This window comes from Pseudomonas sp. R28(2017) (assembly GCF_002112505.1).
Lineage (GTDB): Bacteria > Pseudomonadota > Gammaproteobacteria > Pseudomonadales > Pseudomonadaceae > Aquipseudomonas.
Genome location: NZ_NEHW01000002.1, coordinates 66,042 through 92,907 on the forward strand (window position 1 = coordinate 66,042; position 26,866 = coordinate 92,907).

General features: G+C 63.2%; 24 protein-coding genes and 1 tRNA gene. 14 read left to right on the forward strand and 11 right to left on the reverse strand.

Annotated elements, in window-relative coordinates; all coding sequences use genetic code 11:
* The first annotated feature begins 177 nt into the window (after positions 1-177).
* Positions 178-1,761, forward strand: coding sequence for a malate dehydrogenase (quinone) (mqo, locus tag CAF78_RS03065; protein WP_085674857.1), 1,584 nt, complete (start codon positions 178-180; stop codon positions 1,759-1,761).
* A 51-nt stretch (positions 1,762-1,812) separates the two neighbouring features.
* On the opposite strand, the gene CAF78_RS03070 is transcribed toward mqo, so the two are convergent.
* Positions 1,813-1,889, reverse strand: a tRNA-Pro gene (locus CAF78_RS03070).
* A gap of 81 nt (positions 1,890-1,970) precedes the next feature.
* A complete protein-coding gene (locus tag CAF78_RS03075) occupies positions 1,971-2,192 on the reverse strand; it encodes a YgdI/YgdR family lipoprotein (protein WP_085674855.1) in 222 nt (73 codons plus the stop codon).
* A gap of 167 nt (positions 2,193-2,359) precedes the next feature.
* On the opposite strand from CAF78_RS03075, the gene moaB reads away from it, so the two are divergent.
* Both moaB and glp read left to right on the forward strand, forming a co-directional pair.
* Positions 2,360-2,899 (forward strand): molybdenum cofactor biosynthesis protein B, encoded by a 540-nt coding sequence (moaB, locus tag CAF78_RS03080; protein WP_085674853.1) that lies wholly within the window; start codon positions 2,360-2,362, stop codon positions 2,897-2,899.
* On the forward strand, positions 2,883-4,109 hold the full coding sequence (glp, locus tag CAF78_RS03085) for a gephyrin-like molybdotransferase Glp (RefSeq protein WP_085674851.1): 1,227 nt from the start codon (positions 2,883-2,885) through the stop codon (positions 4,107-4,109). The genes moaB and glp overlap by 17 nt, the downstream gene beginning before the upstream one ends.
* Here glp and CAF78_RS03090 read toward each other — a convergent pair.
* The gene (locus CAF78_RS03090; RefSeq protein WP_085674849.1) at positions 4,098-5,345 is read right to left on the reverse strand and encodes a glycosyltransferase family 4 protein; all 1,248 of its coding nucleotides are present in this window, start codon (positions 5,343-5,345) and stop codon (positions 4,098-4,100) included. The genes glp and CAF78_RS03090 overlap by 12 nt on opposite strands.
* A 51-nt stretch (positions 5,346-5,396) precedes the next feature.
* On the reverse strand, positions 5,397-6,851 hold the full coding sequence (locus CAF78_RS03095) for a mannose-1-phosphate guanylyltransferase/mannose-6-phosphate isomerase (protein ID WP_085674846.1): 1,455 nt from the start codon (positions 6,849-6,851) through the stop codon (positions 5,397-5,399).
* Between the two features lie 307 nt (positions 6,852-7,158).
* On the opposite strand from CAF78_RS03095, the gene yegS reads away from it, so the two are divergent.
* Positions 7,159-8,046 carry a lipid kinase YegS gene (gene yegS / locus CAF78_RS03100; protein WP_085674844.1) on the forward strand — a complete coding sequence of 296 codons (888 nt, stop codon included), beginning with the start codon at positions 7,159-7,161 and terminating at the stop codon, positions 8,044-8,046.
* Here yegS and CAF78_RS03105 read toward each other — a convergent pair.
* The 3 genes from CAF78_RS03105 to CAF78_RS03115 form a co-directional block, all read right to left on the reverse strand.
* Complete coding sequence (locus CAF78_RS03105; RefSeq protein WP_085674842.1) at positions 8,030-8,689, reverse strand: response regulator transcription factor; 660 nt, start codon at positions 8,687-8,689, stop codon at positions 8,030-8,032. The two genes, yegS and CAF78_RS03105, sit on opposite strands and share 17 nt — an antisense overlap.
* Positions 8,686-9,576: a sensor histidine kinase gene (locus tag CAF78_RS03110; RefSeq protein WP_085674840.1), complete on the reverse strand. Its 891-nt coding sequence runs from the start codon at positions 9,574-9,576 to the stop codon at positions 8,686-8,688. Before CAF78_RS03110 ends, CAF78_RS03105 begins: the two co-directional genes overlap by 4 nt.
* A gap of 391 nt (positions 9,577-9,967) precedes the next feature.
* Entirely contained in the window at positions 9,968-10,477 is a 510-nt protein-coding gene (locus tag CAF78_RS03115; protein WP_085674838.1) for a histidine kinase, read from the reverse strand.
* Between the two features lie 348 nt (positions 10,478-10,825).
* On the opposite strand from CAF78_RS03115, the gene CAF78_RS03120 reads away from it, so the two are divergent.
* Both CAF78_RS03120 and CAF78_RS03125 read left to right on the forward strand, forming a co-directional pair.
* Positions 10,826-11,761 (forward strand): chemotaxis protein CheV, encoded by a 936-nt coding sequence (locus tag CAF78_RS03120; RefSeq protein ID WP_085674836.1) that lies wholly within the window; start codon positions 10,826-10,828, stop codon positions 11,759-11,761.
* A 56-nt stretch (positions 11,762-11,817) separates the two neighbouring features.
* Complete coding sequence (locus CAF78_RS03125; RefSeq protein WP_085674834.1) at positions 11,818-12,621, forward strand: MOSC domain-containing protein; 804 nt, start codon at positions 11,818-11,820, stop codon at positions 12,619-12,621.
* 121 nt (positions 12,622-12,742) lie between these two features.
* Here CAF78_RS03125 and CAF78_RS03130 read toward each other — a convergent pair whose 3' ends face one another.
* Positions 12,743-14,671: a transglycosylase SLT domain-containing protein gene (locus CAF78_RS03130; protein WP_085674832.1), complete on the reverse strand. Its 1,929-nt coding sequence runs from the start codon at positions 14,669-14,671 to the stop codon at positions 12,743-12,745.
* A 222-nt stretch (positions 14,672-14,893) separates the two neighbouring features.
* Here CAF78_RS03130 and CAF78_RS03135 point away from each other — a divergent pair, with 222 nt between their 5' ends.
* Positions 14,894-16,822, forward strand: coding sequence for an ATP-binding cassette domain-containing protein (locus tag CAF78_RS03135; protein WP_085674830.1), 1,929 nt, complete (start codon positions 14,894-14,896; stop codon positions 16,820-16,822).
* Between the two features lie 57 nt (positions 16,823-16,879).
* Here the strand turns inward: CAF78_RS03135 and CAF78_RS03140 are convergent, their stop codons facing one another.
* Positions 16,880-17,320: a universal stress protein gene (locus tag CAF78_RS03140; RefSeq protein WP_085674827.1), complete on the reverse strand. Its 441-nt coding sequence runs from the start codon at positions 17,318-17,320 to the stop codon at positions 16,880-16,882.
* Between the two features lie 110 nt (positions 17,321-17,430).
* Between CAF78_RS03140 and CAF78_RS03145 the strand changes: the two genes are divergently transcribed.
* The 7 genes from CAF78_RS03145 to CAF78_RS03175 all read left to right on the forward strand — a co-directional run bounded on the left by CAF78_RS03145 (position 17,431) and on the right by CAF78_RS03175 (position 25,726).
* Positions 17,431-17,868 carry a hypothetical protein gene (locus CAF78_RS03145; protein WP_085674825.1) on the forward strand — a complete coding sequence of 146 codons (438 nt, stop codon included), beginning with the start codon at positions 17,431-17,433 and terminating at the stop codon, positions 17,866-17,868.
* Between the two features lie 472 nt (positions 17,869-18,340).
* Positions 18,341-20,488, forward strand: coding sequence for a fatty acid oxidation complex subunit alpha FadB (fadB, locus tag CAF78_RS03150; protein WP_085674823.1), 2,148 nt, complete (start codon positions 18,341-18,343; stop codon positions 20,486-20,488).
* 31 nt (positions 20,489-20,519) lie between these two features.
* The gene (fadA, locus tag CAF78_RS03155) at positions 20,520-21,695 is read left to right on the forward strand and encodes an acetyl-CoA C-acyltransferase FadA (RefSeq protein WP_054883485.1); all 1,176 of its coding nucleotides are present in this window, start codon (positions 20,520-20,522) and stop codon (positions 21,693-21,695) included.
* Between the two features lie 80 nt (positions 21,696-21,775).
* Positions 21,776-22,027: a DUF1653 domain-containing protein gene (locus CAF78_RS03160; protein WP_085674821.1), complete on the forward strand. Its 252-nt coding sequence runs from the start codon at positions 21,776-21,778 to the stop codon at positions 22,025-22,027.
* Between the two features lie 100 nt (positions 22,028-22,127).
* A complete protein-coding gene (gene topA / locus CAF78_RS03165; protein ID WP_085674819.1) occupies positions 22,128-24,740 on the forward strand; it encodes a type I DNA topoisomerase in 2,613 nt (870 codons plus the stop codon).
* A gap of 186 nt (positions 24,741-24,926) precedes the next feature.
* Entirely contained in the window at positions 24,927-25,442 is a 516-nt protein-coding gene (locus CAF78_RS03170) for a DUF6586 family protein (protein ID WP_085674818.1), read from the forward strand.
* Positions 25,443-25,492: 50 nt separating this feature from the next.
* Complete coding sequence (locus CAF78_RS03175) at positions 25,493-25,726, forward strand: hypothetical protein (RefSeq protein ID WP_004376430.1); 234 nt, start codon at positions 25,493-25,495, stop codon at positions 25,724-25,726.
* A gap of 39 nt (positions 25,727-25,765) precedes the next feature.
* Here CAF78_RS03175 and sulA read toward each other — a convergent pair whose 3' ends face one another.
* Both sulA and lexA read right to left on the reverse strand, forming a co-directional pair.
* On the reverse strand, positions 25,766-26,242 hold the full coding sequence (sulA, locus tag CAF78_RS03180; protein ID WP_085674816.1) for an SOS-induced cell division inhibitor SulA: 477 nt from the start codon (positions 26,240-26,242) through the stop codon (positions 25,766-25,768).
* A 13-nt stretch (positions 26,243-26,255) separates the two neighbouring features.
* Positions 26,256-26,864, reverse strand: a complete 609-nt coding sequence (gene lexA, locus CAF78_RS03185) for a transcriptional repressor LexA (RefSeq protein WP_085674815.1) — start codon at positions 26,862-26,864, stop codon at positions 26,256-26,258.
* Positions 26,865-26,866: the final 2 nt, after the last annotated feature.

Genomic DNA, 26,866 nt, shown 5'->3' on the forward strand with positions numbered 1-26,866 from the left:
GGGGTGCGAAGCGCCCCCAAAGGGGGAAACCCGCCATCTGCCAGGATAAAACCGTTCCCACTGTGGCGGAATGTCGCCATGCGACGCGCTGCCACACCCGTATTCATTGGCCCAAACCCAGTTGGCACGCTCCCTGCTCTGTGCGGCGCGCGTGTACACAACAACTGGACAACATCAATGAAGAAATTCCTGCTGACGTTCCTCTGCCTGGGCGTCATCGGCTGCTCCAAACCCGAAACGCCCGAGAACACCGTCGATGTGCTGCTGATCGGTGGCGGCATCATGAGTGCCAGCCTGGGTACCTACCTCACCGAGCTGGAGCCGAACTGGAAGGTCGGCGTCTACGAGCGCATGGACCAGGTCGCCGAAGAAAGCTCCAATGCCTGGAACAACGCCGGTACCGGCCATTCGGCGTTCTGCGAGCTGAACTACACCAGCGTAGGCAAGGACGGCAGCATCGACATCAGCAAGGCCGTCGGGGTCAACGAGCAGTTCGAGGTCTCCAAGCAGTTCTGGGCCTACCAGGTCGAGCAGGGCGTGCTCAGCAACCCGAAGTCGTTCATCACCAACGTGCCGCACATGAGTTTCGTCTGGGGTGACGAGAACGTCGCCTTCCTGCACAAGCGCGTGGCCGCCTTGCAGCACAGCTCGCTGTTCCGTGGCATGGAAATCAGCGAAGACCACGAGCAGATCCGCAAGTGGGTGCCGCTGGTGATGGAGGGGCGTGACCCGCAGCAGAAGGTGGCCGCTACCCGCATGGCCATTGGCACCGACGTGAACTTCGGCGAAATCACCCGCCAGCTGTTTGCCTCGATGACCCGCAACCCCAACGTCAAGCTGCACCTGAACCATGAAGTGCGCGATATCGTGCGCAATGCAGATGGCACCTGGAAGGTGGTGGTGGCCGACCTTGCCCACGGTGGCAAGGAGGCCAGCGTCAATGCCCGGTTCGTGTTCATCGGCGCCGGTGGCGGCGCGCTGAAGTTGCTGCAGAAGTCGGGCATCCCTGAAGCGGACGGTTATGCCGGCTTCCCAGTCGGTGGCCAATTCCTGATGACCGACAATCCGGACATCGTCGCCCGGCACAAGGCCAAGCTGTATGGCAAGGCTTCGGTGGGTGCACCGCCGATGTCGGTACCGCACCTGGACACACGGGTGATCGATGGCCAGGAGGTGTTGCTGTTCGGCCCGTTCGCGACCTTCTCCACCAAGTACCTCAAGCACGGTTCGTTGCTGGACATGTTCGCCTCGCTGACCCACCACAACATCCTGCCGATGATGAAAGCCGGGATCGATAACCTCGACCTCAGCACTTACCTGATGGGGCAGCTGATGCTCAGCTTCGACGACCGCATGCAGGCCCTGCGCGAGTATTTCCCCAACGCCAGGAACGAAGACTGGAAGCTGCTGCAGGCTGGCCAGCGCGTGCAGGTGATCAAGAAGGACCCGGTGCTCGGTGGCATCTTGCAGTTCGGTACCGAAGTGGTGGCTGCTCAGGATGGCAGCATCGCCGCATTGCTGGGGGCTTCGCCGGGCGCCTCGACGGCCGCGCCGATCATGCTGACGGTGCTGGAAAAGACCTTCAAGGACCGCATCAAGACGCCAGAGTGGCAGGCGCGCCTGAAGGCGATCGTGCCCAGCTATGGGCAGAAGCTGAACAACGACATCGAACTGACCAACCGCACCCGTGAATGGAGCAGTTCGCGGCTGCAACTGCTGCATGTGCCGGTGCAGGCGGAGCAGGTGACCGTGGTCAACTAGTTTCCGGGCGCAACAAAAAGCCCGCGCAAGGCGGGCTTTTTGCTGAGGATCTGGTCGGAGAGACAGGATTCGAACCTGCGGCCTTCTCGTCCCGAACGAGACGCGCTACCTGGCTGCGCTACACTCCGATGAACAAAATCCTACTGCATAGATTTTTCGGGTGCAAGCCCTTGTTGTTTAAAGGGCTTATGCCAAAAACAGCACCCGGATCAGAGTTCCTTGACGGTGCGGATCTGGTCCTTGTTCAAGCGCGTGCGCTTGCCGTCGAGCTGTTCGAATTCGTAGAAACCGGAGTCCTCGTCATAGGAGGGGGTATCCACTGCCTGGATTTCGCGGCCGTCGTTCAGGGTGATCACGGTCGGCGATGCGCAGCCGGCAAGGGCGCCAAGGCCCACGGCGAGCAAGAAGGCGGGAAGGGTCCGTTGAATCATCGTCTTTCTCCAGTGCGATGGTGCAAGATGACTTTATGACGCAGGGCGTCCACGCAAGTTCCGTTCACATTCCAGCATAGCGCCAAGCTCGGGATATTGACCTGTGCCTGTCTGCACGGTCGCCTGTGATATAACTGCGGCCATCCCTTTCCCTGCGACGGACACCCATGAAAGCCAAGGCAGATACCCCCTTCGTGGCGCTGAACATTGCCGTGCTCACGGTCAGCGACACCCGTACCTTCGAAACCGACACCTCCGGGCAGACCTTCGTCGACCGCCTCACCGCCGCTGGCCACACGCTGGCCGCACGCGTGCTGCTCAAGGACGACCTGTACAAGATCCGCGCCCAGGTCGCCACCTGGATCGCCGACGACAGCGTGCAGGTGGTATTGATCACCGGTGGTACCGGCTTTACCGGCCGTGACAGCACGCCGGAAGCTGTCGCCTGCCTGCTGGACAAGCAGGTCGAGGGCTTCGGCGAACTGTTCCGGCAGATTTCCGTGGCCGATATCGGCACCTCCACCGTGCAATCGCGTGCCCTGGCCGGCCTGGCCAACGGCACCTTGGTGTGCTGCCTGCCGGGTTCGACCAATGCCGTGCGCACCGGCTGGGATGGCATCCTCGCCGAACAGCTGGATGCCCGCCATCGACCGTGCAACTTCGTTGCCCACCTGAAGCAGGCAGCGGCCTGTGACAGCCGTGGCTGAGGCGCCAGCTGCCCGGCCACTGATGCCGGTGGAAGAGGCCCTGGAGCGCCTGCTGGCGCTGGCCGAGGCGGCACCGATCAGGGAAACCGAACGGGTCTCGCTGGCCGAAGCCGAAGGCCGCGTACTGGCCACCGAATTGGTGGCCACGCTGGATCTGCCTCCGTGGCCGAACAGCGCCATGGACGGTTACGCCTTGCGCCTGGCCGACCTGCAGGGTGAGCCATTGCCGGTCAGCCAGCGGATTTTCGCCGGGCATGCTCCCGAGCCCCTGCAGCCCAGGACCTGTGCGCGGATCTTCACCGGTGCGCCGATGCCGGCAGGTGCCGACTGCGTCGAGATGCAGGAAAACACCGAAGTGCTGGAAGACGGCCGGGTACGCTTTCTCGAAGTGCTGACGCCAGACCAGAACGTACGCCCGCAAGGCCAGGAAACCCGCAAGGGCGAACAGGTGATGGTCGCAGGCACGCGGCTCGGGCCCATCGAGCTGGGCCTGGCGGCGACGCTGGGGCATGGGCATTTGCAAGTGGTGCGGCGGGTGCGGGTGGCGGTGCTGTCCACCGGTGATGAGCTGGTCGAGCCCGGCCTGCCCCTGGGCCCGGGGCAGATCTACAACAGCAACCGGCGCCTGCTGGTCAGCTGGCTGCAGCGGCTGGGTTGCGAAGTGCGTGACATGGGCATTCTCCCCGATGACCTGGCGCGTACCCGCGAGTGCCTGGGCAGCCTGGGTGATGTCGACCTGATCCTGTCCACCGGTGGCGTTTCCGTGGGCGAGGCCGACTACCTGGGCGCCGCACTGCGCGAAGCGGGCGAGCTGGCCTTGTGGAAGCTGGCGATCAAGCCTGGCAAGCCGCTGACGTTCGGGCATTACCGCGGCGTACCGGTGATTGGCCTGCCCGGCAACCCGGCGTCGACCCTGGTCACCTTCGGCCTGCTGACGCGGCCCTACCTGCTGCGCCGCCAGGGTGTGGCGGATGTCACGCCGTTACGCTTCGATGTACCGGCCGGGTTCGAGTGGACCAAGGCCGGCACCCGCCGCGAGTACCTGCGCGCGCGCATCGACAATGGCCAGGTGCGCATCTACAAGAACCAGAGCTCCGGCGTGCTGCGCAGCGCTGCCTGGGCCGAGGGGTTGGTGGAGGTGCGTGAAGGCAGCACGCCGCAGCCGGGTGACAGCGTGCCGTTCATACCGCTGAGCGAACTACTCGGCTGAACGCCGGAGCCAGGCGCCACGGCCTTGCGTGGCGTCGGCCGGTGCCGACTGGGTCAGGCGCATGTGCACTGTTTCCAGTTGCTGGGCGGCCACGCTCCAGTCGTGACGATGGCGGGCGAACTGGCGGCCCGCCTCGCTCAGCTGGCACATGCGCCACGGTTGGTTGAGCAGCTGTGTGATCAGCAGCGCCAACTGGTCGCCGTCATCACTGCCCAGGTAATGTTCGCCGTTGTTGGCGGCCAGGCCTGAAAGGCCTTTGTCGGTGCTGATCACAGGTAACCCGGCGGCCATGGCCTCGAGGATCTTCACCTTGGAGCCACCGGCATAGCGCAACGGGGCGAAGAACAGCGCGCAACGGCGCTGCAGGTCGCGCAGGTCGGGGCGATAGCCGACCCATTCGATGCGTGGGTCGTTCCAGCGCAGTTTCCAGCTGATCGGCAAGGCGTGCCCGGCGATGGCCAGGCGTACCGCCGGGTTGCTCATCCATACCTGGGGCAGGATGTCTTCCAGGGCCCACTCGATGGCCTCGACATTGGCGGCATACTCGAAGTTGCCCACGAACAGCAGACGCTGGCTGTGCAAGGCCGGCTGGACGTTCTGGTAGTAATCGCAATCGACGCCATTGACCACCACGTTGACCGGGCGGCCACTGACCTGGCTGATCAGCTCGGCATCGTGCGGGCTCACGGCCACCACTTCGGTGGGCTGGCGCAGCACGCGCTGTTCCCAGCGCCGATAACGCCAACGGTCGAAGGCGTTGAGCGGGCGCAGCCACAGCGGCAGGCGGTCGTGGCAGGCGGCACCGGTCACCGATTCCAGGTTGTGTTCACTGAGCATGTAGGGCAGCTCGCGTGCCTGCAGCGCCTTTTCGAAAGGCTGGAAGCTGTAGCTGTGTTCGATCTGGATAACGTCCCAGGGCTCGTCCAGCAACTGTTCGAACTGGTGCCGCAGCCCGGGAGCGAGGCCATTGATGATGGCCCGCATCGGGTAGTCGATGATCGGCGAGGCGAGCAGGTTGAGCGGGCTGTGCAGCGGGCGCCGGGGCAGCACGATCAGGCGTTCGACCAAGGGCTCGAGGGCTTCGCGGGCGGCATCGCACAAGGGGATCTTCGACTGCACCAGCAAGGTGATCCGGTGGCCCTGCTGCGCGAGGGCGCGCAGCAGGTGGTATTGCCGGGTCTTGCTGCCACTGGTGGTGGGCCAAGGCAGGTAGGGCAGTGTCCAGAGAATGCGCATGAACCGGAAACCTCGCTGAAGGCAGCGGACAAAAAACGCGCCCGCCAGCCCTCAGCCGATGGCTGCCGCCGGGACGCGTCCGTAGATATCAGTAAAGCGCACGATGTCGTCTTCGCCCAGGTACTCGCCGCTTTGTACTTCGATCATCACCAGGTCGATGACGCCGGGGTTGGTCAGGCGGTGGGTGCGGCCGGGTTTGATGAAGGTCGACTCGTTGGTGTCGAGCAGAAACTCCTCTTCGCCGTTGGTCACGCAGGCCATGCCGCTGACGATGATCCAGTGCTCGCTACGGTGGTGATGCATCTGCAGCGACAGCGATTCGCCGGGGCGTACCATGATCCGCTTGATCTTGAAGCGCGGGCCTTCCTCGAGCACGGTGTACATGCCCCAGGGCCGCGTGACCGTACGGTGCAGGCGATAGGCTTCATGGCCCTGGTGCTTGAGCTGCTGGGCAATGACCTTGACCTCTTGGCTGCGCGCGGCGTCGGCGATCAGCAGGGCGTCGGGGGTGTCGATGACGATCAGGTTGTCCAGGCCGACGGCACCGACCAGGCGCTTGGGCGAGTCGATGTAGCAGTTGGTCACGTCGTGCAGCACGGCCTCACCGTTGCAGTGGTTGCCGTCCTCGTCGGTGTGGCGCAGGTCGCGCACCGCCTCCCAGCTGCCAATGTCGCTCCAGCCCAGTTCGCAGGGCACCACGGCGACCTTGTCGGAGCGTTCCATCAGCGCGTAGTCGATGGAGATGTCCTCGGCCAGGGCGAAGCTGTCCGGGTCCAGTTCTACCTGCAGCGCCTTGTCGCCTTCCTTGGTGGTGCTCTGCTCCAGGCAGCAGGTCATGCAGGCGAGCAGTTCCGGGGCATGTACCTGCAGTTCAGCGAGCACGGTGCCCACGCGCAGGCAGAACATGCCGGCATTCCACAGGTGGCGGCCGCCTTCCAGGTACTCGCGGGCGGTCAGGGCATCGGGCTTCTCGACGAAGCTGCTCACCTGATGTGCATGCTGGCCGATGGCCTCGCCTTGCTCGATGTAACCGAAGCCGGTTTCGGCACGGCTGGGCAGCAGGCCGAAGGTGGCCAGCCAGCCTTCGCTGGCCAGTTGCCGGGCGCACTCGACGGCGCTGGCGAAGGCTTCGGCGTCCTCGATCAGGTGGTCGGCCGGCAGCACCAGCAGCACACTGTCGTGGCCGTAATGGCTGGCACAGTGCAGCGCGGCTGCGGCGATGGCGGGCGCTGTGTTGCGACCGTTGGTTTCCAGCAGGTAGTCGAGGGCGAGGTTGTCGCGGTTGACCTGGCGGTACTCATCCTGGGTGCGGAAGAACACTTCGCGGTTGGTCACCGTCAGCACCCGCTCGACGCCGGGCAGCGCCGCTGCGCGGGCGAAGGTTTTCTGCAGCAGGCTCTGGCCATCGGGCAAGCGCATGAAGGGTTTGGGCATGGCTTCGCGAGAAACCGGCCACAGGCGGGTGCCGGCACCGCCAGCGATGATGCAGGGGATCAGAACGCTCATTTCACAGCCTCGACTCTAGGCGCTGGTTACAGCGCAGTGAAGGGGAACTTCGCGACCTGTCACGGTTTTGGCGGAAAAGTCAAAAAACCGACTTTTCACTACAGCTTCGTCCATGAAGGCCAAATATTTGTCGATCATGCGCCCGATGAGAAAAGCTTTCAATGATATTTCTGTGAATCTGGCTGTTTTTTGCTCGACCCTGCTTCAGATCAATGCACGGCGTAGCGCAGATTTACCTGCGCCGTGCAGCATTCCGCCGATCTTTGTGGTCGAGATCTGGACTGTACGGTCCCAACGGAGAAGCACCATGCCACAGCGCAAGGCAATCTTGATCCTGCATGGCAAGCAGGCCATGAACGAAGCAGTGCGCCAGGCGGTGGGCGCCCTGCGCGAGCGTGGCTGGACGCTGGATGTGCGGGTGACCTGGGAAGGCGGGGATGCCCGGCGGCTGGTGGGCGAAGCGCTGGCGGCCGGCTATGGCCATGTGATCGCGGGCGGTGGGGACGGCACCTTGCGTGATGTCGCCGAAGCCATGGGGCAGGCTCGCAGCGAAGCCAGCCTGGCGCTGCTGCCCCTGGGAACGGCCAATGACTTCGCTCGGGCCGCCGGCATTTCGCTGGAACCTGCCGAGGCCCTGGCGTTGCTGGGGCTGCCACCGCGGCCGATCGACCTGGGCCAGGTGGGCGATCAATTGTTCCTGAACATGGCCACCGGCGGTTTCGGCAGCCAGGTTACCGCCAGTACGTCCGAAGACCTGAAGAAAATGCTCGGCGCCGCAGCCTACCTGTTCACCGGGCTGTCGCGCTTCAGCGAGTTGCAGGCCGCCTCGGTCCAGCTGTCAGGGCCGGGTTTCGACTGGCAGGGCGACCTGCTGGCGCTGGGGATCGGCAATGGCCGCCAGGCCGGAGGCGGGCAGGTGTTGTGCCCGGATGCGCAAGTCGATGATGGCCTGCTCGACATCGCCATCCTGCCGGCGCCCCAGGAAATGGTCGGTGCGCTGCGTGATATGCTGGCGGGTGAGGGGTTGTTCGTGCGGGCGCGGTTGCCGTGGGTCGAGATCACCTGTTCGCAGGGGCTGGACATCAACCTCGATGGCGAGCCGCTGCAGGCCGACAGCCTGCGCTTTGCCGCAGTGCCAGCGGCGCTGAAACTGCATCTGCCGCCGAATTCGCCGCTGATCAGTCGTCCAGGCTGATGATTTTCTCGCGCACGGCGAACAGCACCAGGCCGGCGACGTCGTAGATCTGCAGGCGTTTCATGATCTGTGAGCGGTGGGTTTCCACCGTCTTGATCGACAGCCCCAGGCCGGCGGCAATTTCGCGGGTGGATTTGCCGCGCACGATCAGGCGCAGGATCTCCAGTTGCCGTGCAGTGAGGTTGTGGCGGTCGCCGCCAGGTTGCTTGCCGTGCTGCGCGCGCATCAGTGCCTGGTTGATCACGGTATGGGCGATGGCCGGGCTGAGGTACCGTTCGCCATTGCGCAGGGCGGCCAGGGCCTGTTCCAGCTCGGTCGCCGTCGCATCCTTGAGCAGGTAGCCATGGGCGCCACTTTCCAGGGCCCGCATGATCAGGTCGGGGTCGGTATGCATGGACAGGATCAGCACCCTGCAGGTGTTGCCGGTGGCGCGCAACTGGGTAAGGGCGTCGAGGCCGCTGGTCGAGCGCATGGAGATGTCCAGCAGAACGATGTCCGGTGCGAGTTGGCGAACCTGCTCGAGCAGCTGATCGCCGTCATCGGCCTCGCCGATCACCGTATAACCGGGGATATCGGATACCAGGGCACGAACCCCGGCGCGGATCAGCGAGTGGTCGTCCACCAGCAGCAATCTACAGGTCATGATGAAGCGGTAGTCCTGGCGCGTTCATGGGTACGGGGTGGCCATGGGAACAGCACGTCGATCGTCGTGCCCAGGCCGAGCTGGCTGGTGATCGCCAGGCTGCCATTGAGGGCGGTGGCGCGTTCCTGCATGCCGGCCATGCCGCGCTGGCCGGCTTCGGCGGGGTTGGCGGCAGGGAGGAAGCCCTGGCCATCGTCCTGGATCGTCAGGGCAAGCCCGGCTGCGCTGCGCTGCAGGCGGATGGTCAGGTTGCGTGCGCGGGCATGGCGCAGCATGTTGGTGACCGCCTCCTGGGTGATGCGAAACGCGGCCATGGCGACTTCCTCGGAAATACCGCCCAGGCGCTGATGGCATTCCAGGCTCCAGTGCACGTCGGTGCTTGCCAGGGTGCGTACCAGGTGCGCCCGCAGGCTGGCTTCGAGGCCAAGGCTGGCCAGCTGCCGCGGGTTGAGGATGGCGGAAACGTCGCGCACCTTGCTCAGGGTGTCTTCGAGGGTGCTGCGCAAGCCGCCACAGTGCCCCTGCAAGTCGGTCGGCACTCGGCGTTGCAGCCATTCCAGCTGCATTTTGGCGGCCGTGAGCAACTGGCCAATGTCGTCATGCAGCTCGCGGCTCAGGTGCTGGCGCTCGCTTTCCTGGACCTTGAGCATGCGCCCGGCCAGTTCCGCCGGGCGCAGGCTGATCGACTTGGCACCGTGGCTCAGGTGCCAGCAGACGCCAAGCGTGGCCACCAGTTGCAGCAACAACAGGCTGGCTGGCATGCCGTGCCCGCCCGCAAACACGACCAGGTTGGCAAGCAGGGACATCACGCACAGCAATGCCGTCGCCCAGCGCAGCAAGGTGGCGCGTGAACGGCAGCGCAGAGATATCTTCAAGCGTGGGAACATAAAATTGAGAAGCCACTGAAGTCTTGCTGATGGGGGCCGTGCACAGGTCTCGGCAGAGGCTTTGGCGTCGTGCTTGCAACAAATGGCGAGCGTGGCTTGAAGCGATACATGAAGGGCCAGCCGGCATTTCTTTGCGCGCATCTTAACACTTCGGTTCGATTTGGTCGCGGCTGGGTAATGCTTTGAAACCTCAGTATTTCCGGGCTTGGTAGCGGGTGCGCGGCGGGTTGCGAGGGTGTCAAAGTGCCATTACTGAAGTCACGTGGCGGCGACCGCAAGTTCAACTAGCAAAAGACCGCTCAAGTGCAAGGGATTGAACTAGTGCAGTACGTCACAAGTTTGGTTTTGATTGCGGCTTGAACCCTGCGCTTAGTTGCTGTTGCCAGGCAAGTTAGTGGCGCTGCGCAGGCCAGTCGGCTGAAGGCCTGGCTGACGCTGCCGGATGCGGATGCACGCAGTTGCTGCCGTTGTCGTGGCAAGGCGCACACGTTTGCGGCAATGGCTGATTCAAGGCGGCCGCCAGTTCGCTCAGCAGCGTCACCTGCTCGCAGGTATCGAGGGCGAGCCGGCCCGTGTGCCTGTCGATCAGCTCCAGTTGCCAGGCCAGCAGGGTCAGGCAGGCATTCAGCGTGGGCAGGGCTTCGTGGCCCAGGCACTGCTGCTGGCAGGCAGGAGCAAGCAGTTGTTGCAGAACACTTGCGTAGTGGGCGACTTCGCGCAGGCCCAGGGCGCTGGCGCGTCGGGCCAGGGTCTCGAGGGCGTTGTTCAGGCATCGGCAAGCGTCCGGATCATTGGCGATCAGTTCCAGATGCTGCAGGCATTCCTGGGACTGGGTCAGCAAGACCTGGGCATCCAGCAGGAAGTCCTGCAGGGTATCGATGTGAGAGACGCTGCTGTCCATCATGGTACTCCGGCGCGTTGGGCTGGAGCAGGGGATGGCCACGCCATATCGATCGCTAGCAAAAGCCTGACTCCATTCATGCAGTGAGAATGGCGTCACATTAATGGCTAAAGGATATCGCGAACATCAGGTTGCACCTGATTGCTCCTAGGGGTTTCCCTGAGGGCGCCTAAGGTGCGACAAGTTGCCCCGGAATGGATCCAAGCGGGGCGTATCGCAGTAAAGCATGATGCTATTGTGATATCAATTACCCCGCCGGGCATTTTTGCGCGGGGGTCAAGATGCGTGGGAAAGCGCCGATATAGAACGGATCATTTCATCTTTTTCGACAACCCTGGGGGTTTTCCAATGGCTGGCATTCTCGACACGGTAGACCAACGCACGCAGCTGGTGGGTGAGAACCGCCTGGAAATCCTGATGTTCCGCCTGGCCGGGCGCCAGCTGTTCGCGATCAACGTATTCAAGGTGCAGGAAGTGCTGCAGCTGCCCAAGCTGACCCTGATGCCGCAGCGCCACGCGTTCGTCTGTGGGGTGGTGAACCTGCGCGGGCAGACCCTGCCGGTGATCGACCTGTCCCAGGCGATCGGCATGCGCCCGCTGCAGCCAGGGCCGGACAGCACCATCATCGTCACCGAGTACAACCGTTCGGTGCAGGCGTTTCTGGTAGGTGGCGTCGATCGCATCGTCAACATGAACTGGGAAGCCATCATGCCGCCGCCTTCCAGTGCCGGGCGCCAGCATTACCTGACCGCCATCACCAAAGTGGACGACAAGCTGGTCGAGGTGATCGATGTGGAGAAGGTGCTCGCCGAGATCGTGCCGTACAACGCCCGGGTCTCCGGCGACAAGCTGGCCGACCCGGTGCTGGCACGCGCACGTGGCCGCGAAGTGCTGCTGGTGGATGATTCCAGCGTGGCCCTGGCGCAGCTGCGCGATACCCTGTCGCAACTCGGCGTGAAGCTGCATGTGGCCAGTGACGGCCTGAAGGCCCTGCGCCTGCTCAAGGGCTGGGCCGATGCGGGGGAGGATGTCTGCGAAAAACTGCTGATGGTGTTCACCGATGCGGAAATGCCGGAGATGGACGGCTATCGGCTGACCACCGAGATTCGCAGTGATGCGCGCCTGCGCAGGCTCTACGTGGTGCTGCACACGTCCTTGTCGGGCAGCTTCAACGAATCGATGGTGAAGAAGGTCGGTTGTGACAACTTCCTCTCCAAGTTCCAGCCGGATCGCCTGGTCGATGTGGTCAAGCAGCGCCTGCTGCTGGATACCAGCAACGCGTGATCCTGCCGTCGGCCAGGTATAAGCTTGGCTTTTGACAAGGCATGAGGCGGGCAGGGATGTTTCTCAGTGAGTTGTATCGATACCCGGTGAAGTCGGGGCAGGCGCAGTGCCTGCAGGGTTCGCCGGTAGGCCTTCTGGGGTTGCAGGGCGATCGACGCTGGATGGTGGTCGAGGAAGAGAACGGACGCTTCCTCACCCAGCGTGCCTGGCCACAGTTGGGTCAGCTGAGGGCCAGCGAGGGCGAGGCTGGCGAGTTGCTGCTGGAGCTGCCGGGGCGCCCGCCACTGCGCGTGGCGGTGCCAGGTGCCGACGATGCGCTCCGTGGCGTGACCATCTGGCGCGATACCTTGCGCGCGCCGGACGCGGGCGACGAGGTGGCTGCCTGGTTGTCGCAGTGGCTCGGCAAGGCAGTGCGCCTGGTGCATTGCCCGGAACAGCGGGCGCGATACCTGCCCAGTGGTTATGGCCTGAACAGCGACCGTGCGGCGTTCCCTGATGGTTTTCCGTTATTGCTGGTTGGGCAAGGTTCGCTGGATGAGCTGAGCCGGCGGATTGGCCGGCCCATGGAAATGCTGCGCTTTCGGCCGAACCTGGTGGTGCAGGGGGCTGAACCGTTTGCCGAGGATGGCTGGAAGCGCATTCGCATTGGCGAGCTGGAGTTTCGTCTGCTCAAACCCAGTGTGCGCTGCATCTTCACCACGCTCGACCCGGCGACCGGTGAGCGCAGTGCCGACCGCGAGCCGTTGACCACCCTGAAGACCTTCCGTGAGCGGGAGGGGGACATTCTGTTCGGGCAGAACCTGGCCGTTGATGGCGCAGGTTGGCTTGAGGTGGGGATGGAAGTCGAAGTGCTCGAATAACCTGCACCGGCCTCTTCGCGGGCACGCCCGCTCCCACAGGGATCGCACAGTATCCGAAACCTGTGCAGACCCTGTGGGAGCGGGCGAGCCCGCGAAGGGGCCGGTACAGGCTCAGCAAAGATCACATGTCATCGAAATACCGCTCATGCCAGTCCACCAGTGGCTGCGGCACATTGAGCTTCTGCCCGTAGATCACCGAGTAAGACAGCACGTTCTGCACATACTGGCGCGTCTCGTCGAACGGGATCGATTCCACCCACACGTCGAAGCTCAGGTGCTTGGCGCCTTTGAGCCACTGCCGTACGCGCCCCGGGCCGGCGTTGTAGGCCGCAGAGGCCAGTACCCGGTTGCCGTTGAACTGACCGTGCACCTGGCTCAGGTAGGCCGCGCCGACCTGAATGTTCTTTTCCGGGTTGAACATCTGCTGCGGCGAGGCCAGCGGGATGCTGAACTTGCGTGCGGTCTCCTTGGCGGTGGCCGGCATCACCTGCATCAGGCCGCTGGCACCGACGCTGGAGCGGGCATCCTCCATGAAGGCGCTTTCCTGGCGGGTGATGGCAAACACCCAGCTCGAGTGCAGCCCGCGCACCTTGGCTTCGCGCACCAGGGTGTCGCGGTAGGCCATCGGGAAACGGATATCCAGGTCGTCCCAGTATTGCGCCTGGCTGATGGTGCGAATGGCCGGGAAGTACCAGCGCATGTCGTAGGCCAGGCGTGCCTGGGCGACCATTTCGTCACGGGTGAAGTGGCGGCTCACGTGGTACCACTCGCGGCGGCCTTCGACGACCTGGCCGCGGGCGTGAAACTCCAGGGCGCGCTGAATACCCGGGGTGTTGCGCACCTTGTTGACCAGTTGCGGGCTCAGTACCAGTGGCCTGTTGTTCAGCTGGTAAGCCGTTTTTGCCCGGTCAGCCGCGAGGAAACCGTAGAAGTCACGCTCGCGCGCCACGTTCTTGTACAGCAACGGGATCTGCGGGTTGTTCGGCTGGGCCAGTTCAAGGCTGCGGGCCTGCCAGTACTTCCAGCGGTTGCTGCTGGCCAGGTCCTGTGGCAGGCGCCTGGTCAGCTCGTAGGCGTCTTCCCAGCGGCCCAGGCGCAGCAACAGGCGCAGGCGCCATTCGCTGACCGTGTTGTCGCGCAGCTCCGGGTCGTAGCGGGTCATCAGGTCAAGGGCGCGCGGGTCGTAACGGCGGGCCAGGGTCAGGCCGATCTCGCGGGCGATGGCGACCTTTTCGTCACGGGAGAAGTGCATGCGCTGGGCGTAGTCGTCGAGCATCTGCATGGCCCGATCGGGATCCTGCCGCGCCAGGCGGCGCAGGCCGAGACTGACCACGTCGGACATGGCTTCGTTGGCCGGGGTGAAGCGCGAGGGCTGGTTCAGCAGCTCGGGCTTCTGCGCCACGTCGATCAGCAAGCGGCCCTGCGGCCCGAGTGTGGTCAGGCCCTGCACCATGGTGTTGGCCAGCGGGTAGTTGCGCGCCTGGGCCGCGAGCTTGGCGCGGTTCCAGCGCTTGGCCTCGGTCAGCTGGCCTTCTGCGGCCCACATGCCGAACAGGGTGTCGCAGGCAGCGGGTTGCGACTTGCCGACGTTCCACAGTTTTTCGGCCGTGGCGAAGCCTTCGGCGCGCAGGCCGTGGCTCAACTGGTACTGGCCATTGAGGCAGTCCAGTTCGGTGAAGTTGAGCTTGGGGTCGTAGTACTTGACGAAAGTATTCCACTCGCCGCGTTCGGCCAGCCAGCGCAGCCAGCGCAGTTTCATCCAGTTGGCCTGGGGCAGGTCGCCGTGCTTGGCCAGGAAACCTTCGATTTCTTCGTTGCTGGCAGTCTTCAGGCGCGCGGTCAGTTCGTCGTACGCCAGGTAGGGCGTGAGCGGGTAGTCGCGCAGTGCCTGGGCGTAACGCAGGTAAGGGCCTTTGTCGCCCTTGGCCAGCGCACGCTTGGCCTCGTCGTAGTACTGGCGTTGCTGGGAAAGGTCGATGGCCTGCGCCGCACTGGCGGTGGCGGCGGTGAGCAGCAGGCAGGAAGCAATCTGTAACAGGCGGCTGCGCATGATACGTCCGGGCAGTTGAACCATGGGGAAGTGACGGCGAAGCCAGCACTGTTGAAATCTGATTGCCTTAGCTTAGCCGTTTGCCGGCGGCGGGTGATAGCGCTGTGCTTGTAACCGGGCGTTAACGCCGACCGGGCGTCGCCAAGCCCCTGTGCGGCAGTCAACTTAATGCCGGAAAGTGCCAAGTCAGGTAGAATGCGCGCCCGCTTTCTGGAGACGAACATGACCCTGCTCAAATTCAGCGATGTGTCCCTCGCATTCGGCGCGATGCCGCTGCTGGACAAAGTGTCCTGGCAGATCGCCCGTGGCGAGCGGGTGTGCATCATCGGCCGCAACGGTACCGGCAAGTCGAGCATGCTGCGCCTGGTCAAGGGCGAGCAGAAGGGCGACGACGGCGAGATCTGGCGCGCCCCCGGCCTGAAGATCGGTGAGTTGCCGCAGGAGCTGCCGGTCGCCGACGAGCGCACCGTGTTCGACGTGGTCGCCGCTGGCCTGGATGGCGTTGGCGAGTTGCTCGCCGAGTTCCACCACCTGAGCCAGAACATCCAGGGCGATGACGATCTGGAAAAGCTCATGCACGTTCAGCACGAGCTCGAGGCCCGTGATGGCTGGCGCCTGCAGCAGGTGGTGGAAAGCACCCTGAGCCGCCTGCAGCTGCCTGCCGACAAGACCCTGGCCGAGCTCTCCGGTGGCTGGCGCCGCCGCGTGCTGCTGGCCCAGGCGCTGGTGTCGGAGCCTGATCTGCTGCTGCTTGACGAGCCGACCAACCACCTGGACATCGGTGCCATCGCCTGGCTCGAAGAAGCCCTGCGCGGCTTCAACGGCGCCGTGCTGTTCATCACCCACGACCGTTCGTTCCTGCAGAACCTCGCCACGCGCATCCTCGAACTGGACCGCGGCGGCCTGATCGACTGGAACGGCGACTACGCCAGCTTCCTGGTGCACAAGGAGGCCGCGCTGGCCGCCGAAGAGACTGCCAATGCGCTGTTCGACAAGCGCCTGGCCCAGGAAGAAGTGTGGATCCGCCAGGGCATCAAGGCCCGCCGTACCCGTAACGAAGGCCGCGTGCGTGCCCTCAAGGCCCTGCGTGTCGAGCGCAGTGAGCGTCGCGAGCGCCAGGGCAAGGCCAACATCCAGATCGAGGCGGCGGACAAATCCGGCAAGCAGGTGATGGTGCTGGAGAACGTCAGCTTCCACCACGCCGACGGCCCGCTGCTGGTCAAGGACTTCTCCATGGTCCTGCAGCGCCAGGACCGTATCGGCCTGCTGGGTGCCAACGGTACCGGCAAGACCACCCTGCTGAAGATGATGCTCGGTGACCTGCAGCCTACGGCCGGCAAGGTCGAGCGCGGTACCAAGCTGGAAGTGGCCTACTTCGACCAGATGCGCCACCAGCTCGACCTGGAAAAGACCGTCATCGACAACCTCGCCGAAGGCCGTGACTTCATCGAGATCGATGGCCAGAACCGCCATGTGCTGAGCTATCTCGGTGACTTCCTGTTCAGCCCGCAGCGTGCGCGCACGCCGGTCAAGGCGCTGTCCGGTGGCGAGCGTGCGCGGCTGCTGCTGGCCAAGTTGTTCAGCAAGCCGGCCAACCTGCTGGTGCTCGACGAACCGACCAACGACCTGGATGTGGAAACCCTCGAGCTGCTTGAAGAGGTGCTGTGCAACTACAAGGGTACCGTGCTGATGGTCAGCCACGACCGGGCCTTCCTCGACAACGTGGTCACCAGCACGCTGGTGTTCGAAGGCGAGGGCAAGGTGCGCGAGTACGTCGGTGGCTACGAGGACTGGATCCGCCAGGGTGGTTCGGCGAAGCTGCTCGGCGTGACCGAGAGCAAGGGTGGCAAGTCCGAACTCAACAGTGCCGTGGTCGAAAAACCGGTGGAAGTGGCAGCGCCTGCACCAGCAGCGCCGGTGGCGGATGCTTCGAAGAAGAAGCTCAGCTACAAGCTGCAGCGCGAGCTGGAAATGCTGCCGGGGCAGATCGACGAGGTCGAGCAGCGCATGGCCGAGGCGCAGGAAGAAGTGAACGCTGCCGGCTTCTATCAGCGGCCGATTGCCGAGACTTCGGCGGTGCTGGCCAGGATCGAGAAGCTGCAGGGTGAGCTGGATGCGCTGGTAGAGCGGTGGGCCGAGCTGGAAGGCTAAGTCTGCTGTGCTGGCCTCTTCGCGGGTTTACCCGCGAAGAGGCCGGCGCAGGCTAAATCATTCTTTTTTCTGCAAACGCACCGCCAGCACATCGCACGGCGCGCCGTGCAGCACGTCATTGGCGGTGGAGCCCAGCAGCAACGCCAGGCCATGCCGGCCATGGCTGCCGACCACGATCAGGTCGCACTTCTGGTCCTTGGCCAGTTGGTGGATTTCCTGGCGCGGCTGGCCGTAGGTCAGGTGCGAGTCGCCGCGGTTGATGTCGGGGTACTTGTTGAACAGGCGGTCCATGCGCTCCTTGGCCTGGTCGAACTGCTGCTGTTGCAGTTGCGACAGGTCCATCGGTACATCGCCGCCGAAGGCCATGGCCATCGGCTCGACGATATGCACCAGCGAGACCTTGGCATTCGAGGGTGCCGCCAGCGCCATGGCACGTTTGATCACCGGGTCGCATTCTTCGGTAAGGTCGACGGCGACCAGAAGATGTTCGTAGGACATGAGCTGTACTCCTGACAATCGCGATAGTAGAAGTATGGTCGCTTTCCGGCAGGTCATCCGTGAATACTGAGTAACCCGCTCATTTGCAACGCTTTATGGAATCTACAGATATGACGGTATGGCTAGTGGTGTCAATCCTTGCGCTGATTCTCAGTCCGCTCTCCTGGCTGCGGCTGTCACGCAAGCAGGGGCAGCAGATGAGCCTGCGCCTGGAGGCGCGGCGCATGGGCCTGGCCATGCAGCTGGCACCGCAGCAATGGCCGCATTGGCTGGAGAAAGAGCCGCCAAGCCCGTGCCCACAGTACCATCGGGGGCGTCGTCGGGGGCATGAAGACAGCTGGTGCTACTGGCAGGTCAGCCCCGGCGTCTGGTGGAACCAGTGGAAGGAAGTGTGCGAAGAGCCACGCCTGAAGGAGGTGTTCGCGCGCTTGCCGGAGACCGTGTACAAGGTCGAGGCCGACAAGCGCATGATCGCCCTGTACTGGAGCGAGCGCGGTGATGAATCTGTATTGCAGGATATTGCCCACGCCTTCGACACCCTCGCTTGATGGCCCACAACGACAAAGCGGCAACCCGGTAGCTACCAGGTTGCCGCTTTGTCGTTTCTGCAGGGCAGAAAAGGCCAGGCAGGCCGGGAAATTCTTGAATCCAGTCGCAGTGTAGCCATTCCCAGGGCGCTTGCATGAAAAAAATGCAGCGCCGGCCGTTTCCTTGTGGTCAATCGCTGACATGAATGATCGGCAATCACTGTCATCATGTTTTGCACCCCGGCGATACAAAATGACCGGAAAGTCGCGTTTTCACCCTCTTCGGGAGCATTTGACAACGCCGATCTTTTCGGAGAATGTGTGCATACCCAAATCAAACGGGCGTATGAATTGAGCGTTTGTATGTCATCTCGCTCATACAGAATCCCGACTAGCGTGCTGACGGGTGTGCCTGGGGCAGGGGCGGCAAGGCCAGCTCTTCCACCAGCGTTCGGCGCGTACAGTTCAGCTTCCATATCGTGGAGATCAGTTGATGATTTACGAAGGTAAAGCCATCACGGTTAAGGCTCTTGAAAGCGGCATCGTCGAACTGAAGTTCGACCTCAAGGGTGAGTCCGTCAACAAGTTCAATCGCCTGACCCTGGACGAGCTGCGCCAGGCTGTCGACGCCATCAAGGCCGACGCCTCGGTGAAAGGCGTGATCGTCAGCAGTGGCAAGGACGTGTTCATCGTCGGCGCCGACATCACCGAATTCGTCGACAACTTCAAGCTGCCCGAGGCCGAACTGGTTGCCGGCAACCTGGAAGCCAACCGCATCTTCAACGCCTTCGAAGACCTCGAAGTGCCGACCGTGGCGGCCATCAACGGCATCGCCCTGGGTGGCGGCCTGGAAATGTGCCTGGCAGCCGACTACCGGGTCATGTCGACCAGCGCCAAGATCGGCCTGCCGGAAGTCAAGCTGGGCATCTACCCAGGCTTCGGTGGCACCGTGCGCCTGCCGCGCCTGATCGGCTCGGACAACGCCATCGAATGGATCGCCGCCGGCAAGGAAAACCGCGCCGAAGACGCCCTGAAAGTCGGCGCCGTCGACGCCGTGGTGGCCCCTGAGCTGCTGCAGGCCGGCGCCCTGGACCTGATCAAGCGCGCCATCAGCGGCGAGCTGGACTACAAGGCCAAGCGCCAGCCCAAGCTGGAAAAGCTCAAGCTCAACGCCATCGAGCAGATGATGGCCTTCGAGACCGCCAAGGGCTTCGTCGCCGGCCAGGCCGGCCCGAACTACCCGGCACCGGTAGAGGCCATCAAGACCATCCAGAAGGCCGCCAACTTCGGCCGCGACAAGGCCCTGGAAGTCGAGGCCGCAGGCTTTGCCAAGCTGGCCAAGACCTCGGTAGCCGAAAGCCTGATCGGCCTGTTCCTGAATGACCAGGAACTCAAGCGCAAGGCCAAGGCCCATGACGAAATCGCCCACGACGTGAAGCAGGCCGCCGTGCTCGGCGCCGGTATCATGGGCGGCGGCATCGCCTACCAGTCGGCGGTCAAGGGCACCCCGATCCTGATGAAGGACATCCGCGAGGAAGCCATCCAGCTGGGCCTGAACGAGGCTTCCAAGCTGCTCGGCAACCGCGTCGAGAAAGGCCGCCTGACCCCGGCGAAAATGGCCGAGGCGCTCAACGCCATTCGCCCGACCCTGTCGTACGGCGACTTCGCCAACGTCGACATCGTCGTCGAGGCCGTGGTCGAGAATCCGAAGGTCAAGCAGGCCGTGCTGGCTGAAGTGGAAGGCCAGGTGAACGAGGATGCGATCCTTGCTTCCAACACCTCGACCATCTCCATCAACCTGCTGGCCAAGGCGCTCAAGCGCCCGGAAAACTTCGTCGGCATGCACTTCTTCAACCCGGTGCACATGATGCCGCTGGTGGAAGTGATCCGTGGCGAGAAGTCCAGTGAAGTGGCGGTCGCCACCACCGTGGCCTACGCCAAGAAGATGGGCAAGAACCCGATCGTGGTCAACGACTGCCCGGGCTTCCTGGTCAACCGCGTGCTGTTCCCGTACTTTGGCGGTTTCGCCAAGCTGGTCAGCGCCGGTGTCGACTTCGTGCGCATCGACAAGGTCATGGAGAAGTTCGGCTGGCCGATGGGCCCGGCCTACCTGATGGACGTGGTCGGCATCGACACTGGCCACCATGGCCGCGACGTGATGGCCGAAGGCTTCCCGGACCGCATGAAGGACGAGCGCCGTTCGGCCGTCGATGCCCTGTACGAGGCTAATCGCCTGGGCCAGAAGAACGGCAAGGGCTTCTACGCCTACGAGACCGACAAGCGCGGCAAACCGAAGAAAGTCTTCGATGCCACCGTGCTGGATGTGCTCAAGCCGATCGTCTTCGAGCAGCGTGAAGTGACCGACGAAGACATCATCAACTGGATGATGGTGCCGCTGTGCCTGGAGACCGTGCGCTGCCTGGAAGACGGCATCGTCGAAACCGCCGCCGAAGCCGACATGGGCCTGGTCTACGGCATTGGTTTCCCTCCCTTCCGGGGTGGTGCGCTGCGCTACATCGACTCGATCGGTGTGGCCGAATTCGTTGCCCTGGCCGATCAGTACGCCGACCTGGGGCCGCTGTACCACCCGACCGCGAAGCTGCGTGAAATGGCCAAGAACGGCCAGCGCTTCTTCAACTGAGTGGTCAACGAGCTAGAGCGAGAGATTTGATATGAGCCTGAATCCAAGAGACGTGGTGATTGTCGACTTCGGTCGCACCCCCATGGGCCGCTCCAAGGGTGGCATGCACCGCAACACCCGCGCCGAAGACATGTCCGCGCACCTGATCAGCAAGCTGCTGGAACGCAACGGCAAGGTCGACCCGAAAGAAGTCGAAGACGTGATCTGGGGCTGCGTCAACCAGACCCTGGAGCAGGGCTGGAACATCGCCCGCATGGCGTCGCTGATGACCCAGATTCCGCACACCTCGGCCGCCCAGACCGTCAGCCGCCTGTGCGGCTCGTCGATGAGCGCGCTGCACACCGCTGCCCAGGCGATCATGACCGGCAACGGTGACGTGTTCGTGGTCGGCGGCGTCGAGCACATGGGCCACGTCAGCATGATGCATGGCGTCGACCCTAACCCGCACCTGTCCCTGCATGCTGCCAAGGCCTCCGGGATGATGGGCCTGACTGCCGAAATGCTGGGCAAGATGCATGGCATCAGCCGTGAGCAGCAGGACCTGTTCGGCCTGCGTTCGCACCAGCTCGCCCACAAGGCGACGGTCGAAGGCAAGTTCAAGGACGAGATCATCCCGATGCAGGGCTATGACGAGAATGGTTTCCTGAAGGTCTTCGATTTCGACGAGACCATTCGCCCGGAAACCACCCTCGAGGGCCTGGCGTCGCTGAAGCCGGCGTTCAACCCGAAAGGCGGCACCGTGACGGCCGGTACGTCGTCGCAGATCACCGACGGCGCTTCGTGCATGATCGTCATGTCCGGCCAGCGCGCCATGGACCTGGGTATTCAGCCACTGGCGGTGATCCGCTCGATGGCGGTGGCCGGTGTCGACCCGGCAATCATGGGCTACGGCCCGGTGCCATCGACCCAGAAAGCGCTCAAGCGCGCCGGCCTGACCATGGCCGATATCGACTTCATCGAGCTCAACGAAGCCTTCGCCGCACAGGCCCTGCCCGTGCTCAAAGACTTGAAAGTGCTCGACAAGATGGATGAGAAGGTTAACCTGCACGGCGGCGCCATCGCTTTGGGCCACCCGTTCGGTTGCTCCGGTGCACGGATTTCCGGCACCCTGCTCAACGTCATGAAGCAGAATGGCGGCACCCTGGGGGTGGCGACCATGTGCGTCGGCCTTGGCCAAGGTATCACCACTGTCTTCGAACGCGTCTGATCGCGTTGCGGGACAGCAGCCGGGGCCTTGTGCCCCGGTTTTTGTTTTTTTACAGAATTTGTTTCAAGAGGAAGGGCGACATGCAGATACAACCAGGCGTATACCGGCATTACAAAGGGCCTGAGTACCGTGTCTTCAGTGTTGCACGGCACTCCGAGAACGAAGAGTGGATGGTCTTCTACCAATGCCTGTATGGTGATTACAGCTTCTGGGTGAGGCCGCTTGCGATGTTCCAGGAGTCCGTCGAGGTTGACGGCGAGCAGGTGCCGCGCTTTGCTTTGGTCAAGGCCGAAGCAGGGCTGCCTGAGCTGTCTGGCAAGTCGCAAGCGTGATCGACCACGCTTGACCTCACTCTTTTGCCACTATATATAGCGGTGCCGCGTCCGGCACCTGACGCGTTTTTCATCTTCAGATTCAGGAATACTCCGATCCATGGGCAAATCGCTGGTCATTGTGGAATCCCCGGCCAAGGCCAAGACCATCAACAAGTACCTGGGCAACCAGTACGTGGTGAAGTCGAGTATCGGCCATATCCGAGACCTCCCCACCAGCGGTTCGGCCAGCGCAAGCAAAGAGCCGGCCGCCAAGCGTGGCAAGGCCGCTGCGGGTGAGGCTCCGGCGCTGTCGCCGAAAGAGAAGGCCCGTCGCCAGCTGGTGGCGCGCATGGGCGTCGACCCCGAGCACGGCTGGAAGGCCAAGTACGAGATCCTTCCCGGCAAGGAAAAGGTGATCGAAGAACTGCGCCGCCTGGCCAAGGATGCCGACACCATCTACCTCGCAACCGACTTGGACCGCGAAGGGGAAGCCATTGCCTGGCACCTGCGCGAAGCCATCGGGGGTGACGACACCCGCTACAAGCGCGTGGTGTTCAACGAAATCACCAAGAAGGCGATCCAGGAAGCGTTCTCGCAGCCAGGCGAGCTGGACATCGACCGGGTCAACGCCCAGCAGGCGCGGCGTTTCCTCGACCGCGTGGTTGGCTACATGGTCTCGCCGCTGCTGTGGGCCAAGATCGCCCGTGGCCTGTCTGCCGGCCGCGTGCAGTCGGTAGCGGTGAAGCTGGTGGTCGAGCGTGAGCGCGAGATCCGCGCCTTCGTGCCGGAAGAATACTGGGAAGTGCACGCCGACCTCGGCACCGCCAAGAACGCCAAGGTGCGCTTCGAAGTGGCGCGCGAGAAAGGCGAAGCCTTCAAGCCGCTGAACGAAGCCCAGGCCATGGCTGCGCTGGAGAAGCTCAAGGCGTCCAGCTACAGCGTGATCAAGCGCGAAGACCGCCCGACCAGCAGCAAGCCGTCGGCCCCGTTCATCACCTCCACCCTGCAGCAGGCGGCGAGCAACCGCCTGGGCTTCGGGGTGAAGAAGACCATGATGATGGCCCAGCGTCTGTACGAAGCGGGTTACATCACCTACATGCGTACCGACTCGACCAACCTGTCGGCCGACGCCCTGGACATGGCGCGCAGCTACATCGAGCGCGAGTTCGGCAAGCAGTACCTGCCGGAAACCCCGCTGGTGTACGGCAGCAAGGAAGGTGCCCAGGAAGCGCACGAGGCGATTCGCCCGTCCGACGTCAACATGCACCCGACCAAGCTCAGTGGCATGGAGCGGGACGCGGAGCGCCTGTACGAGCTGATCTGGCGCCAGTTCCTGGCCTGCCAGATGCCGCCGGCGCAGTACCTGTCCACCAGCGTCACCGTGGCGGCTGGCGACTTCGAGCTGCGCGCCAAGGGCCGCATCCTCAAGTTCGACGGTTACACCCGCGTGCTGCCCCAGCAAAGCAAGCCCGGCGAAGACGATGTGTTGCCGGAAATGGCCCAGGGCGAAGCGCTCAAGCTGATTCAGCTCGACCCGAGCCAGCACTTCACCAAGCCGCCGGCGCGCTTCACCGAAGCCAGCCTGGTCAAGGAAATGGAAAAGCGCGGCATTGGCCGCCCGTCGACCTATGCGGCGATCATTTCCACCATCCAGGACCGTGGTTACGTCACCCTGCACAATCGCCGCTTCTACTCCGAGAAGATGGGCGACATCGTCACCGAGCGCTTGTCGGAAAGCTTCTCCAACCTGATGGACTATGGCTTCACGGCCGGCATGGAAGAGAACCTCGACGACGTGGCCCAGGGTGAGCGCGACTGGAAAAACGTACTCGACGAGTTCTACGGCGACTTCAGCAAGAAACTGCTGACCGCAGAGTCCGCCGAAAGCGGCATGCGTGCCAACCAGCCGACCATGACCAACATTCCATGCAAGGAATGCGGCCGTCCGATGATGATCCGCACTGCTTCCACCGGTGTGTTCCTCGGTTGCTCGGGCTACAGCCTGCCGCCGAAGGAGCGTTGCAAGGCCACCGTGAACCTGGTGCCGGGCGACGAGATTGCTGCGGACGACGAGGGTGAGTCGGAGTCGCGCGTGCTGCTGGGCAAGCACCGCTGCCCGATCTGCGCCACGGCAATGGACGCATACCTGCTGGACGAGAAGCACAAGCTGCACATCTGCGGTAACAATCCGGATTGCGCCGGTTACGAGATCGAGGAGGGCAGCTACCGCATCAAGGGCTACGAAGGGCCGAGCCTGGAGTGCGACAAGTGCGGCAGCGAAATGCAGCTCAAGACGGGCCGTTTCGGCAAGTTCTTCGGTTGTACCAACCCTGCGTGCAAGAACACCCGCAAACTGCTCAAGAGCGGTGAGGCAGCGCCACCGAAGATGGACAAGGTGGAGATGCCGGAGCTCAAGTGCGAGAAGGTCGACGACACCTATGTGCTGCGTGACGGCGCTTCGGGGCTGTTCCTGGCTGCCAGCCAGTTCCCGAAAAACCGCGAAACCCGTGCGCCGTTGGTGCTGGAGATCGTGCCGCACAAGCACGAGATCGATCCGAAGTACCACTTCCTGTGCGATGCACCGCAAAAGGACCCGGAAGGGCGCCCGGCGGTGATTCGTTACAGCCGCAAGACCAAGGAGCAGTACGTGCAGTCCGAGGTCGATGGCAAGCCGACTGGCTGGAAAGCGTTCTACGACGGTGGTGCTTGGAAGGTTGAAGACAAGCGCTGATTCTTCAACGCTGTGATTGGGGCCGCTTCGCGCCCCTTCGCGGGTAAACCCGCTCCCACAGTTAGGTGCAATGCTTGAGAGCGGCGCCGTATCTGTGGGAGCGGGCGTGCCCGCGAAGGGCCGCAAAGCGGCCCCAATCATTTATGATGCAGACATCCGCCTTGCAGCCATGGGAGGTCATTCAAAATGGCCCAGGAACTCTACACCCGCACCAACCAGAAAATCTTCTTCGCTGGCCTCGCCCTCGAATCCATGGCCAAGGCTGAACAAAGTCAGGCCATGAACGCCCAGGGCCTGGTCCAGGCCGAGCGTGAATCGGCGTTGTTCCACCTGTACGGCGCGCTGCTGGGGCTGTGTCATGAAATCGGTGGCTTCTACCGTTTGCCCGTGGTGGCTTCGGTCGAACAGGCCCTTGCCGACGATGCGCTGAACACCATAGCTATTCCTGAAGTTGCGGAAATGCTCGAACTGGTTCGCCAGCGTGAGACCTGGTTGGCGCAACTGCTCAGTGCTTATGCCGATTTGTTCCGACCACCGGTCGCGAAGAAAACGCCGAAAACCGACGTCACCCAACCACTGATTCAGGCGGTCAATCTCGATGAGCCTGAGCATCCTGCGTTGTCCAGGGCGGAGTTGGAAAGCTGGCGCAACAATCTTAAAGGCTTGGTGAGACGTTTCCGTGACGCGTTGAGTGAGTGCTGATAGCTGCAACGGCTGGTACACTAACGGCCTTTCGTGGAGAACTGCCCTATATGTCTACGTCGTTTCTGGAAATTGTCGAGTTGCCTGATGGCCGTATCGAGCTGCGTCGCGCCGAGGATGAAGGCTCCCTGGTAACCCTGGATTTCTCGGAAGACGCCAAGGCGTTCCTGCAGGGCCAGCATGTCGAGGTCGCCAAGGCTATGCTCAGTGTTGGCGTGCAGATGGCAGGTCGCCTGATGGATGGCGAGCTTGAGCGCGACGAAGGGCCGCGCGTACTGCACTAAAGCGTCTGCTCACATAGCATCACAGGCAAAGCCTGAACATCAGCCGAGGCGGATGTTCAGGCTTTGTGCATTTCCGGCACTGGCAGCGCGTAGAAGCTGTTGGCGAGCAGTGGCGTTGACGCTGCCGAGCCAACTGACCACGGTGTGGCTGCGGCCCAGGCGCAGCGCTTCGCAGGCCAGTTGCAGTGCGCTCTGATTGCCGCGAGGGTGCAACAGCAGGATCCGTTCGCGGTTGAGCCCGGCATCACGCAGCCAGGCCTGGGTCAGGCTGGCGGGCGGGGCGATCAGCGTCAGCCAGCGGGCTTCTTCCTCTTCGCTCAGCTCACGCAAGACCGGGGCCAGCAGGCTCTGGCAATGTTCAGGGGCGCCACGCAGGGACAGTTCGCTGAACAGCTCTGGATGGCTGCTCTTGCGTGCCTGCTCACTGGCCTTCAGGCCTGGCAGTACCGGCTGGGCGAGGAACGCTTCGAACAGCGGAAGCTGAACCTGCTGATGTGCTTGGATGGACTGCTGCATGACGCCTCCTGGATCAGCGGCGAATGACGCCGACACTCAAACCCTCGATCACCAGTTCCTGTTCTTTCAGGTCGACTTCGATGGGGGCGAACTCGGGGTTTTCAGCGATCAGCCAGACTTTGCTGCCTTCGCGCTTGAAACGCTTGACGGTCACTTCATCGCCGATGCGGGCGACGACGATCTGGCCATTACGGGCCTCACGGCAGGTGTGTACGGCCAGCAGGTCACCGTCGAAGATGCCGACGTCCTTCATGCTCATGCCGTGTACGCGCAACAAATAGTCGGCGCGGGGGTGGAAGAAGGTCGGGTTGATGTTGCACGATTGCTCGATGTGCTGCTCGGCGAGGATCGGTGCGCCAGCGGCGACCCGGCCTATGATCGGCAAGCCGTTTTCTTCGGCCTTGGCTTCAAGGCCCGGGATACGGATGCCGCGGGAAGCGCCCGGGGTCATTTCGATTGCGCCTTTGCGGGCGAGGGCCTTGAGGTGCTCCTCGGCGGCGTTCGGCGATTTGAAGCCCAGTTCCTGAGCGATTTCCGCACGCGTCGGTGGGAAGCCGTTGTCTTCGAGGCAGCGTTTGATGAAAGCCAGGATCTCGGCTTGGCGTGGCGTCAGTTTCAACATGG